General features: G+C 51.2%; 8 protein-coding genes. 2 read left to right on the top strand and 6 right to left on the bottom strand.

The annotated features are described in order from the left end of the window. Window positions 1–241: 241 nt before the first annotated feature. The 6 genes from ADICEAN_RS22530 to ADICEAN_RS03385 all read right to left on the bottom strand — a co-directional run bounded on the left by ADICEAN_RS22530 (window position 242) and on the right by ADICEAN_RS03385 (window position 9637). On the bottom strand, window positions 242–403 hold the full coding sequence (locus ADICEAN_RS22530; RefSeq protein WP_161622656.1) for a hypothetical protein: 162 nt from the start codon (window positions 401–403) through the stop codon (window positions 242–244). Then, entirely contained in the window at window positions 388–3573 is a 3186-nt protein-coding gene (locus ADICEAN_RS03415; RefSeq protein ID WP_009194128.1) for an immunoglobulin domain-containing protein, read from the bottom strand. Before ADICEAN_RS03415 ends, ADICEAN_RS22530 begins: the two co-directional genes overlap by 16 nt. A 363-nt stretch (window positions 3574–3936) precedes the next feature. Continuing rightward, window positions 3937–5649: a T9SS type A sorting domain-containing protein gene (locus tag ADICEAN_RS23135; RefSeq protein ID WP_009194127.1), complete on the bottom strand. Its 1713-nt coding sequence runs from the start codon at window positions 5647–5649 to the stop codon at window positions 3937–3939. A gap of 190 nt (window positions 5650–5839) precedes the next feature. Then, window positions 5840–6316 (bottom strand): T9SS type A sorting domain-containing protein, encoded by a 477-nt coding sequence (locus ADICEAN_RS23130; RefSeq protein ID WP_236612860.1) that lies wholly within the window; start codon window positions 6314–6316, stop codon window positions 5840–5842. 106 nt (window positions 6317–6422) lie between these two features. Beyond that, window positions 6423–7739, bottom strand: a complete 1317-nt coding sequence (locus tag ADICEAN_RS03395; protein WP_009194126.1) for a hypothetical protein — start codon at window positions 7737–7739, stop codon at window positions 6423–6425. 911 nt (window positions 7740–8650) lie between these two features. Next, a complete protein-coding gene (locus tag ADICEAN_RS03385) occupies window positions 8651–9637 on the bottom strand; it encodes a hypothetical protein (RefSeq protein ID WP_009194125.1) in 987 nt (328 codons plus the stop codon). Window positions 9638–10329: 692 nt separating this feature from the next. Between ADICEAN_RS03385 and ADICEAN_RS03380 the strand changes: the two genes are divergently transcribed. Next, window positions 10330–11196: an ATP cone domain-containing protein gene (locus ADICEAN_RS03380; protein WP_009194123.1), complete on the top strand. Its 867-nt coding sequence runs from the start codon at window positions 10330–10332 to the stop codon at window positions 11194–11196. A 389-nt stretch (window positions 11197–11585) separates the two neighbouring features. Beyond that, a partial coding sequence (locus ADICEAN_RS03375) for an MBL fold metallo-hydrolase (protein ID WP_040396113.1) occupies window positions 11586–12761 on the top strand: 1176 nt, incomplete at its 3' end.

Here is a 12761-nt window from a genome sequence, read left to right as displayed (position 1 = left end):
TCTTAGCGCATCATTCAGGAGTGAAGGAGGAGCATTGATCCTCCATCCGCCGGGCTATTACTAGTAGGGATAGGGGTGGAGTGGGGCAGGACTCCGGTAGTATGAGCCAGGAAAAGTGGTGTTCAGAATCTGTTGTTTAGTAGCCTATACATCAGGCGAAAAGCTATCGGACTGCCGAAAGTTACCATAAAAAAGCCCCGCCGGGGAGGCGGGGCTTTGGGGCCAGACAGGGTGGGAACAATTATTCCAGCGAAATAATGCGACCTACCTGGTTGCCCTGATCTGTGCGAAGAATATAGAAGAACATTTGAGCGCTTCTATTTTCCAGTTTGAAGTCGGCCTTATAGGTCTGGCCGGCTTCCATATCGCCCTTAAAGAGCTCGCTTACTACTTTGCCATCCATGGTATATACCTGCAGCACACCCCTTGTTTTACCGGTGAGCTGAATTCAAGGGTAGTGGCCCCCCGGAAGGGGTTGGGATAGGTGCTGATGCGAAGCTTAGAATCCAGGCTGGCTGGAGCGGATTCTTTATCGGCAATGGTGCGGGCGCCGGCACCACAAGGCAGGTTGTTGTTGTAGGCATCCAGCGTCTTGGCTAATTCCAGGGCACGGGCATACTGAGCACCACCTCCACCTTTTCCTTTGTTTGACAAATAGCTGCTTAGGGTTCCTCTGAAATTTAGGCTGGCAAGTAGTCCCTCTGCTTCCACAGCTGCGGCTGCAGCGCTTGCACATTCATAGGTGCCAGATTTCTTATTCAACTGGTAGGTCAACAAGTGCTTAGCCAGTTTATAGGCTGCATCACTAGCCAGCTTTTGGTTTTTACCTGTTACCTGGCGTTCATCCAGAATTAATACAGCTTCCTGGCAGCTAGTAATCTCGTACCTAGCTGAGGCTGTCTGCCATAGGATATGGGGTAAATGGTCGTCAAGCAACCAGAAGTCCGCTTTATCACCTCCATTGGCACGAGCCTCCATTACATTGTTGTATTGATTGCCCTGAGTGCATGAATTCCAGTTTTTCCAATAGCCAGGGGTGCGGGCATCGCCACCAGGGGGTGGAATGTTATTAATCCTAATCCTGAGCCTGATTGGCTCTGTGGCATCAGCCGTATTTGCAGGCAGCTCCAGATCCGTGCCGGCTCCTATGTAGAAGCAATAATTGCCCATGGCTTCGCCCTGGTTAAAGTCTCCCCCTCCGTTTACAACATCCGGATCGAACCAGGGAACATCCTGAAGCACACCTTCACTGTCGTAGTACTGAATGACAACATTGAATCCTGAGCCAACATTTGTTTCGCAGATTTTATAAGTTTCGTATCTGCTCAGCACAAGGCCATCGAACAGAATGCCGTCAGCATCATTTAGAACACTTTCAGTAACTGGTGCTTCAAGATCTCCTTCGGATATAGTAAAGGACCATAGCATGCTGGGGTCAACCAGACCATCTGTTAATTTTTCCAGCTCAATTTTACTGCATGGCATTACTGTGAGCGAATTGTAGCCCTGGCCATCACAGCCTTTTCCACCGGTATCTGCAATCACAGCCCCATAATAGCCATTAGAAGTTATATTATTCACCGTAAAGGTGGAGTAATACCCTGTAGCGTCACTTTGAATGGTGCCGGCTGTACCTGCCCCCAGGGGGGTGCCGGCGGCATTGAACTCATGCCAGCTGATGCTATAGGTATAGCCGGGAACAAGATTAGCCAAGTCTGCTCTGAAGGTAGCAGACCCATCTTCGCATTCCGCTTCTGCTCCTACCGTTACGGTTGGGTCATCATAAGCAGTAAGAGTATTATAGCCCTGTCCATCGCAGCCTTTGCCATCGGAATCTACCACTACTGCCCCATAGTAGGCATTAGCCGAAATATTATTGACCGTGTAGGTGGAGTAATACCCTATAGCGTCGCTTTGGATGGTGCCGGCTGTACCTGCCCCCAGGGGGGTGCCGGCGGCATTGAACTCATGCCAGCGAATGGTATAGTTTATTCCTGCCTGTAGATTGGTGATATCCGCTCTGAAGATAACAGAGCCTCCTTTACAGGCATTTTGCGCACCAACGCTTATGGCTGGATCGTCATAAACAGTTAAGGTATTGTAGCCCTGTCCATTACAGGACATCCCCTCATCATCGATCACAACTGCACCATAGCGGGTGGTAGCTGTAGCGTTGTTGACTGTAAAAGTAGAGTAGTAGCCCATGGCATCGCTTTGGATGGTGCCGGCTGTACCCGCCCCAAGGGGGGTGCCGGCAGCATTAAATTCGTGCCATTTTATACTGTAGCTAACGCCAGCCTGCAGGTTGGTGATGTTGGCTCTGAAGGTGGCTGAGCCACCAGAGCATACATTCTGTGCTGCAACAGAAACCGAAGGATCTCTAAAGACATTCAGATCGCCAAAATCATGACAGGTGGTGCCAAAATTGTCTGTGATCACCACATAATATCTTCCAGCATCTGCCAGGGCTACATTATTGAGCTGAAACTCTACAATTCTTAGAGCGGTTGGCCCAATGGTCTGGATAGTCGCGTCCATTGTAGAGCCTTTCTTCAATTCATAGGTAAAGGGTCCGGCGCCGGTGCCCTCTGCCACTGCAGCTGTAATGGTAGCGTTGCCACCTTCGCAGTGATTCTGAACCAAAGGAGTGACCTGACACTCCAACGGTGGTGCAAAAACAGCATCGGCTTTTAGCGATCTATCCTGATTACCAAGGTTGTTCAGGTTCCAGTCGAGAAGTCGCATGTGATAAGGGGAACCACTAATGCCACCAGCTGAATTGGGCCCGGTGATAGGATCACCCCAATCAAGCCTGCTGGCAATATGTCCTCCCCAGGCCAGTACTGCTGTAGAGGCAGTAGGAGTAAAGGAAACAACAATTATGGCTTGTGATTGTGCTACATCCAGATTGCCCCCGCTTGAGTATACAATTGCGTTTGAGGCTGCAAAATTGCCACCCCATAAGGCCATTTTTTTCTCATCAGCAGATAGATCATTATAAGAGCTGAGGGGTTGCGATTTGGTTATCACCCCAATGGTAACATTTTTATTTACGATCGGAGGAGGGATATCTGCATAGACGGCCCCACCCACAACCCCGGTGCCAACCGTGGGATCAATTGTTTCCGGATCATGTCCAAAAAATATGTGAGGTTCCAGCCGATCATAGGAGGTTATATAATCCAGGGCATGTTTACCGCTGTGTTTAATATCAAACCCGATTTCAAGCGAAACCGGTACCCCAGGGGTAAGGCCAGTCATTACCGCTCTGTACGGAACGGAGTACCCCTCGATAAAGTGGGCATTTTGAAACCCCAGGTTACCGTTTTGGAAATTGCCCGGAGAAACAGGATTATCATATTTACCATTCCGGACCTGGTCCAGATTGGCCGCTTGGCCAATAGCTGATGAAATTGGCAGGGTGGACAGGGCAAAAATCAGACTCAAGATAAGTAGATTTCCTCCCGATCTGTAGAAAGTATCATACCAGCCTGCAGAATACCGCAGACGCTTTATTGGAAGATCTAAACACCTCCCGGTATAACGCCCAGTAGTTGTGTTAACGTGATTCATTGTATGGAGAGTTGATTGAAAAAATGGATAACAGAGACTAGAGGAAGGGTCATTGGAAAAAAAAGCAAATTGAAGGATACTAACCCTTTCAGGTGGTTAGTGAATAATACCGGCAATAGCAGGTACGATCCTCAGTATTACCAGGAGGGAATTCTATGGAGGAATGTGGGAAACGTATCCATACCGGATTTCAAGTATCTGGCTGCCTGCAGCCACTATTAGATAACAATTTGTAAACATTGGTAAAAGAAGGAAGAGGGTAAAGAATAGTGGTTTTGATTGATGCCAACTGGTGAATACAGAGGCTGGTATAGGCACCTGGAATTGAAGTACCAGGTGCCTATACAGCTACTCCAAAAAGCACTATTCTTTCTTAATGATGCGAATGGTTTGGCGTTCGCTGCCATTTTCCACTCCCACCAAATACATACCATCTTCCAGGTCTTTACCATCTACTTCAATGCGCTGCAGGTCACCTGCTTTGCCAGTACCAGCCTTTAATTGCCGGATCAGCTTACCACCCATATCATATAGGTTTACCCGGAAAGTGCCATCACGCTCTGAATAAAATTCCAGATTGAGCTTTTCCTTAAAGGGGACAGGATAGGCACTCACATTTGATTTAAGGTTCAGCTCCCCAGTGCCGAGGCGTTGGCTGGAACTTTGCTGGTCTTTCTCCAGACTGGTGGCAGCTGCAGAAGCGGAACATACCTGAGTATCATAGTTGCCGCAGTGCGTAGCGGCTGATACACAGCTGGTGCCTACCACACGGACGGTAACACTAAAGCCCGCACCGGCAGCAATGCCGCCAAAGATTGGACTAGCCTGATAGGTTGCGCCCCCGTTATTGCTGTATTCGTATTGAGCACCCAAGGGACAGGTAACTTCTATACTAAAAGTGGTTTCGTCACAGGCAGGTGGGTTATAGGTAATATCGGGCCGAGCTGGAATAGCGGTAATTATGGCCGTTACTTGGCAAATATCAGTGGAAGATATACCATTTCTGGTTGTAACCAGGTTTACGGTATAGCTTCCGCCACCGGGACCAGAATTGACCATAATACTACCTGTATTAGTAGTTACAGACGAGCCTAGGTTATCTCCATTGCTATTGGTGAAAAAAGCACCGCTGGTATTGGCAGCAAAAGTCCAGGCGTATGAATCGGCAGTTTCAGTAGTAGAATAGGTGTTGACCTCTCCGGCACAAGCTGCAGTCGCTCCGGTAAGCGCACAGCCGGGAGGAGCAATTACGGCTGCGGCAGCCAGGGAGCGGTCCTGGTTGCCCAAGTTGCCCAGGGTCCAGTTTTTCAGGCGCATGTGGTAGGGCGATCCACTGATGCCACCAGCCGACAAGGGAACCCCGGCATTGTCATAGCCCCAATCCAGGCGGCTGGCAATGTGCCCGCCCCAGGCCAGTACTGCTGCACCCGAGTTGCCAGTCATAAAGGTCACAATGATGCGCTGCTCGGAGTTGGAAACCGATAAGTCGCCTGAGCCATCATAGACGATGCTTTCAATAAACCCACCCCACATGGTCATTACTCTTTTTGCAGCTGTGAGCTGATCCCAAACAGTGCCAGGTACCCCATCACCCCGCAACAGGGTAGGACGGGGGATTTCCAATGTGCTGGTGGGACTTGCCAATTGGCCAGCAAAAGTAGTACCCAGTGTAGGGTCTATGACTTCTGCGGGATGGAAGAATTGACCATGGGGTTCAATGCGGTCAAAGTGGGTAAGAAAGTCCAGGGCATTGCGGCCACTGTGACGAATATCATAAGCCATTGTCAGGCTTACTCGAGTATTGGAGGGCAAACCGGTAAGCAGGGCCCTATAGGGGATCGAGTGACTCTCGACAAAGTGGGCCTGGCTGGCGTTGAGGTTGCCATTTTGCCAGTTGCCCGGGCTTACCGGACTGCTGGCCCCCCCGTTGCGCACCTGCTCCAGACTGGCCGCTGGCTTCTGGGCATATAAGGATAGGGGGAGTGCCAGTAGCAAGGCCAGCATCAAGGCCAATTGGGGCATCAACGAAAATTCAAGGAGAATTTTTTTTGAGGTGGTGTGAATGTTGTTTTTCATTGTTAAAAAATTTTCTAAATGCGATCATAAAAAAATTAGAGGCTTAGATGTCTACAAATTTGAGAAGGACTTCTCCAAGAGGGACACCTTGTACGGTGTAGGCATGCTAGCTCGTAGCCTAAGCTGCACATCATAAAAAAAAGAAGGAGGCCAGCAGATGCTGCCGGCCCCTTCTTTACTTGCTGCAGAATTATTCTTTTTTGATAATCCTGATAGTTTGTTTTTCTTTTCCACTCATGACGCTTACCAGGTACATGCCATCGTGCAGTCCCAGTCCGTTTACTTCTACGCGTTGCATTTCTCCCGCCAGACTGGTGCCGGTTTTTAACTGTTTCACCAGTTTTCCACCCATATCATACAGGTTTACCTGAAAGTTGCCCTCCTGTTCTATATAGAATTCCAGTGTCAACTTATTGGAGAAGGGAACAGGGTAAGCTACCATTTTATCCTTTTTCAGGGACAGCACTGCTTCTTCCTCTTTCTCACGTTCATTACTGGTAGGGGCAGTTTGTTTTAGAGAAGTCGATGAAGCACTGCCACAGGAGGTTGTGCCTGAGCTGCAGCCTGTTGTGCTCGTTACTGATACCTGATAGCCTGCACCAGCCGGAATGTTACTGAAAACTACGGTTGGTGACGCAGCGGTAGGTGTAATGGAAGCGGCTGGCATAACACCTGAAATTGCCGCACCATTTTTATCCAGAATAGAATAGGTAGCACCCAGTGTCGGACTGTTTACAGTTACGCTGAATGTCGACTCATCGCAGGCCGGCGCATTATACGTAACGGAAGTTGGTGGCTGGTCTGGGATTTACCGTTACGGTAAAGGTTCTGGCAGGGCCGGCACAGCCGTTGGCCGAAGCAATCACTGTTACTGTAGCCACAATGGGGGCATTGGTGGTATTGCTGGCGGTGTAGGCGCCGATGTTTCCAATCCCGCTGCTGCCAAAGCCTACGTTTGCTGAGGATGTCCAGGAGAAGGTAGCGCCCTCTACAGGACTGCTAAAGTTGATGGCTGCGCCTGGATCACCATGGCAATGGATGCGATTGGCAATTTCGTTGGTAGTAGGATAGATTACGGTAACAGGAAACTCGCAGGGTTCTGTTGAACTGATACCATTTCTTACAGTCACCAGCTTAACAGTATAACTTCCTCCCATAGTAGCATTGGCTACAACTGTTACACTTTGAGAAGTTGAACTGGGTGCTGGATTGAAAACTGCTCCATTAGTATTGTTTACGAGCGTCCACATATAGCTGTCGGCTACTTCATCAGTAGAATAGATACTGCTCGCTCCGGCACATACAGATGCAGGCCCTTCAATATCGCAACTTGGGGGAGGTATTACGGCTGCGGCGGCCAGAGAGCGGTCTTGGTTGCCCAGGTTACCCAGAGTCCAACTTTTCAGGCGCATGTGGTAGGGCGAACCGCTGATGCCACCCGCTGAAAGGGGAACCCCGGCATTGTCATAGCCCCAGTCCAGGCGGCTGGCAATGTGGCCGCCCCAGGCTAATACGGCTGATCCTGAAGTACCAGTTTTAAAGGTAACAATGATGCGTTGCTCGGAGTTGGAAACTGACAAGTCGCCAGAGCCATCATATACGATGGATAAAATTTCCCCCCCCCACATGCTCATTTCCCGTTTGTCGGCAGTAAGCTGATCCCAGACTGTGCCGGGTACTCCATCGGTCCGCAGCAGGGTTGGACGGGGAATCACTAGTTTACTGGTTGGACTTGCCAGTTGTCCGGCAAAGGAAGTACCAATGGTGGGGTCAATTATTTCCTGATTGTGGAAAAACTGACCATGTGGCTGAATGCGGTCAAAGTGGGTGAGAAAGTCCAGCGCGTTACGGCTGCTATGGCGAATGTCATAGGCCATAGTGAGACTTACTTCTGTGTTGGAAGGCAGGCCTGTCAGCAGGGCTCGATAAGGAATCGAATGGCTTTCTACAAAGTGGGCCTGGCTGGCATTGAGGTTACCATTTTGCCAGTTGCCCGGGCTCACCGGGCTGGTTGCTCCCCCGTTGCGCACCTGCTCCAGGCTGGCGGCAGGCTTCTGGGCATACAAGGAAAGGGGGAGCGCCAGAAGCATAATGGCAACTAATAAGGAATTAATACCCCCCGTTAAACTTTCCCAAATTGCAGGTTTGTATGGATGAAAAGCTGTTGGGCAGCTACGAGTCTGCTGTATTAAGTTAAAATTTTTCATAAAAGTAGAGATGATTGAAAAAAATGATCGCTGATACGTTGATTGGCTACTTGGCAAAGGCTAATGGCTGAGAAAAGTGGAGGCAATAGAGAGCCTGGCCCCAAAACGTGGTGCGGATCCTGTAGCTGCCGGAAAAAGCAAAAGGCATGGCTACCTCAGAAAAGAGGCGCCATGCCTTAAGGGGGGAGGGCTACTGCCAGCCAACAACCTTCCGTTAGGGAAGGCTGGCCTGTTGGACAAACAGTGGAGGTTAAAGGATACATTGAAAAAATGGATAAAGGTGCTACATTAAAAAATTGTATTAACTGGTTTTTTATTGCACAAGTGAATGTAGCTGTTAAATAATTGAAAGTCAATACTGTTATACCTAATTACATTAAAAAAATATTAAAAATAATATATTAAATTATATTTATAAAATCTCTTGACTTTAGCTCGTAATTATCCCAAATTCAATGCCATCCCTGGCATTTTCTACATATAGCCTGACCGTAGGGGGTTTTTGATTGCCTACTTTACAATAGGATGTTATAGGGATTGCTTTTTCCTGCAGAATTCCCACCCTCTGTCATAGCCTGTTATTTTTCACCCTGCTTTACGTCCTCCCGGCAGTTTATTGGATACTTGATTTTGGTTTAGTTGCGGTTGGCGGTAAAGCTATTGCGGCTGAGTATTCCTATCATAGTAAGCCTTTCCCTCTGGCCATTTGGTTTTTTAGACACTCGCCCATCCCTAAAAAAACATCCCGAAGGCAAGCCCCCGGGATGTAGCAGTATCCGATCACCTGTTTATCATTATCTATTGTCGCAATGATTGGCCTGAATGAACTGGTCCAGGCGGGCCGCAGCAGCCCAGGCGGCAGCGGCTCCATCACCACCGCTGGGAAGCTGCTCATATGATGTTAATTTATCAAACTGGGCAAGGTAGTTACTGATGATGGCGATATCAGCCGAAAGGGTACCATATACGGCAGAACTCATATGGCCCAGCTGGTAGCTCAGCATAATAGTGGCTGCCTGCAGGAACACTTTTTTGCTGGTGGCGATACCGCCGGCGTTGCTGGTGCTCCAGATGTAGCGTCCGTCTGCTTCATTATAGGTTTCTCCACCCAGGCTTACCGACAGGCCACCCCAGGTAGGTCCGGGCTTGGCAAAGAAATAGCCCTGAGAATAGGAGCAATCATCGGTTGGAGGAGGGGTGCAGTCGCCGGCATCAAGTACGGCCGATACACAGTTGTTGCCGGCCTTCACCAGTACCTCGAAATAATCGATCCGCACGGGCAGCGCAGACTCAATTGTAAAGCGAACCGTATACAATTTGTCCTTGCTCAAAGCTGTAAGCTCGTCAAGCTTAAAATACCCATCGTTGCTTCCGGTAAAGGCGCAGCCGGTTCCCAGGCCAATGGAATACTCGATCACAGGGGTCTGCTGCGAGCTGCCGTTGATAATGGCAGCACTTTCCAATAGGATACCGCCTGCAGGGAGTTCCTCGTCAGGGCAAAGGGTGTAGCCGATCACCAGATTGCTCAGGCCAATGCCCTTAGGATCGCCCGTTTGCTTGATGGTGAAAGACCAGGTGTTGAGACCTTCATAAATGGCGTTGGAGAGTTGGTACTGGCCGTTGCCAACAGGTACACAGGTTGCCCCGGCAGGACAGCTCAGGCTTAGTGCCGCCTTGTTGTCCATGGAGGGTTCTACCAGTTCGGCTTCGTCGGGCGTACAGGAGAAGGCCAGAAAGCCAAATAGCAGGCTGGCCAGCGAATAGGTGAGGTGCTTTTTCATGCGTGTAGCAGATTAAATAGATAATAGGTACAGAATAGATAAAAGAATAAGCGAAATGAGTGGCAAGGAGAAGGGCCAGGGAAAGGCATAGGCATACCCTGCCGGGGCACCACAAGGTGGTGCAAGCGGTCGCTGAAACACAGCTGCAGACGCTGGTCTGCTTCTCTACAATCTCAGAGCCTCCTGTAGGTGCTCCTCGTAGAGTCGTGTGTTGTTAAAATGAAGCGGTATGGGGGATGTCAGGGCGAGGCGAAGATAACTTCCATAGTAAAAATAATATAAAAGGGTCTTCAAAAAATGAACAAATACGCTTTGCATATAATACTGTGAATGTACGCTGCAAATCGCTGATTTCAAATAATTTATCGGTTATCAGTATTAAAATTAGATTAAAGTTTATTACAATAATTATACATATCATCCGTCTTTGTGCTCCTCCCTCTTCAGCAGGCTGTGTTCCCCATATCGGCTGAGAGAAACCTGCTCAACCAGCTGCTCTATAGGCCCTATGTGTTGTTGAAAAGTGGGGCTGCCGGGAAAGGCGGAAGGCCAGCCAGTAGACTTCCCCTTGCATGCCAGGCACAGCCTGGTGTTGTTAACCGGAGGATTTCAACTGCAGGAAATTAGGCTAGATGCTGGTTGGGTAGCAGGCCTTTCTTAACTTACCTCCAAAACACCCCTTTTACCCCCTTATGCCCCAGCAAGCCCCCATCCCCATTACCAAGGCCTCCGGAGAGCAGGAACTCTTTGATCCCCAAAAACTGGCCCGCTCCCTGCGCAAAGCCGGCGCCCAGGAAGCACTGGTAGAAAGAATTGTGGCCGATACTATGGCTCAGCTCTATCCGGGCATGCCCACCAAAAAGATCTACCAGCAGGCCTTTGCCCAGCTGCGAAAAGCGACCAAGCCCTCCGCTGCCCGCTACAAGCTTAAGCAGGCCCTTATGGAGCTGGGCCCCAGTGGCTTTCCCTTTGAGCGGCTGGTGGGTGCCCTGCTGCAGGTTCAGGGCTACCAGGTGCTGGTGGGCCAGCTGATGCAGGGCCGCTGCGTGCAGCACGAGGTAGATGTGGTGGCAGAACAGGAGGGGGTGCAGCTGCTGGTGGAGTGCAAATACCACAACCATCAGGGTCGGGTATCAGATGTGAAAGTACCCCTCTACATTAAAGCGCGTTTCGACGATATCCGCCATCGCTGGGAAGATGAGCACAAGGGGGAGCTCCAGAACGGCAATCACCTCTTTGAGCGTACGCATAAAGGGGCCATCTTTACCAATACACGCTTTACCGGCGATGCCCAGCAGTATGGCAGCTGCTCAGGCCTGCTGCTGGTCAGCTGGGACTACCCCCAGCAGGGAAGCCTTCGGGAGCTGATCGATACTTCCCGCCTCTATCCCCTCACCAGCCTCACCAGCCTGAGCCGTGCCGAAGAGCAGCGCCTGCTGGAACAGGGGCTGGTACTCTGCCGGGAACTGATCGGGCAGGAAGAGGCTCTGCTGGCAGCCGGTGTCAAATCCCAGCGCCTCAAAGGGGTGCAGGAGGAGATAGCGCAGTTGTGCGGGTAGAAGGTAGAGGGTAAAAGTTAGAAGTTAGAAGTTAGAAGTTAGAAGTTAGATAATAGACAATAGACAATAGACTATGGACAAGAGACAATGGACCGGGCGGCGTTCCGCAATGGACCGGCGGCGTTCCGCAATTGTCCTCGTGGCGAACTGCGATGGGCGATTTTTGGTGACGTATCCTGTTGTTGGTGTTTTCACCAACAACGCTCCTGACCAGCACATGATTTGTTGGTGAAAACACCAACAAAGGGGTAGGGGTAGCCCGGTTTTTCGTCCATTGCGGTAAACCGCCCTGTCCATTGCGGTACGCCGCCCGGTCCATTGCCTATCGTCCATTGTCCATTGTCCATAGTCCATCGTCCATCGTCCATTGTCCATTGTCCAATACCACCATGTCCATACGCATCCATTTTCTGGGAGCGGCCGAAACGGTTACCGGCTCCAAATACCTGATCGAAGCCCTGGGCAAGCGCATCCTTATTGACTGCGGCCTGTTTCAGGGGCTCAAGAAGCTGCGCCTGATCAACTGGGCGCCTTTTCCGATCGATCCTTCCACCATCGATGCGGTGCTGCTCACCCATGGCCACCTGGACCATTGTGGCTACCTGCCCCGCCTGGTGGCCCAGGGGCTTAGCTGCCCCATTTACGGCACCGAGCCCAGCCTGGAGATAGCCCGCATCATTCTGGAAGACAGCGCCCAGCTGCAGGAAGAAGAAGCTCGCCGGGCCAATGAGGAGGGCTATACCAAACACAGCCCCGCCAAACCCCTCTATAGCCTGAAGGATGTGGAGAAAACCCTGCCCCTGTTCAGTCCTCAGAAGCCGGGGGAGTGGATTCCGCTGGGCGAGGAGATTCGCTACCGGCACCGCTATGCCGGCCACATCCTGGGCGCTACCTTCCTGGAGCTGGATGTGGAGGGTAGGCGCCTGCTCTTTTCGGGGGATATTGGCCGATTCGACGATCCCCTGCTGTACCAGCCCGAGCTGCCCGAACGGGCCGATGTGCTCTTTCTGGAAAGTACCTATGGTGATCGCCTGCACCTAAAGGAAGATATTCAGGCCAGCCTGCAGGGCTATGTGCAGCAAACGCTCCACGAGCAGGGGGTACTGCTCATTCCCAGCTTTGCCGTAGAGCGGGCGCAGCTGCTCATGTACCACTTCTGGCAGCTTAGGCTCCGGGGGGCCATCCCCGACATCCCCATCTACCTGGATAGCCCCATGGGCGCCGATGTAACCCAGCTGATGGAGCGCAGCAGCCCCTGGCACAAGCTTAGCCAGCACGAGCTGCACCAGCTCAGCCGCTCCATCTCGCATACGGCCAGCTACCGCGATACGCTGCGCCTGCTGGACGATGGCCGCCCCAAAGTAGTCATTGCCGGCAGCGGCATGGCCACCGGCGGGCGCATCCTCAGCTACCTGGCCCGCTACATCTCCCTGCCCACTACCACGGTGCTGCTGGCGGGCTACCAGGCCGAGGGTACCCTGGGCCGCTTTCTGCTGGGGGGGCGGGAAGAAGCCAAGACAGAGGGCATTACCATCCGGTGGCAGCCCGCATCCGCAGCCTGCAGG

Source organism: Cesiribacter andamanensis AMV16, from assembly GCF_000348925.1.
Classification (GTDB): domain Bacteria; phylum Bacteroidota; class Bacteroidia; order Cytophagales; family Cyclobacteriaceae; genus Cesiribacter; species Cesiribacter andamanensis.
The sequence above is the reverse complement of the archived record's forward strand: the minus strand, read 5'-3'. Positions and strand labels throughout refer to the sequence as shown.

Coding starts and splice junctions, on each gene's coding strand:
- ADICEAN_RS03415 (WP_009194128.1), bottom strand. CDS start 3,573: ATGAATCACGTTAACACAACTACTGGGCGTTATACCGGGAGGTGTTTA.
- ADICEAN_RS03395 (WP_009194126.1), bottom strand. CDS start 7,739: ATGCTTCTGGCGCTCCCCCTTTCCTTGTATGCCCAGAAGCCTGCCGCC.
- ADICEAN_RS23130 (WP_236612860.1), bottom strand. CDS start 6,316: ATGCCAGCCGCTTCCATTACACCTACCGCTGCGTCACCAACCGTAGTT.
- ADICEAN_RS03385 (WP_009194125.1), bottom strand. CDS start 9,637: ATGAAAAAGCACCTCACCTATTCGCTGGCCAGCCTGCTATTTGGCTTT.
- ADICEAN_RS22530 (WP_161622656.1), bottom strand. CDS start 403: ATGGATGGCAAAGTAGTAAGCGAGCTCTTTAAGGGCGATATGGAAGCC.
- ADICEAN_RS03380 (WP_009194123.1), top strand. CDS start 10,330: ATGCCCCAGCAAGCCCCCATCCCCATTACCAAGGCCTCCGGAGAGCAG.
- ADICEAN_RS23135 (WP_009194127.1), bottom strand. CDS start 5,649: ATGAAAAACAACATTCACACCACCTCAAAAAAAATTCTCCTTGAATTT.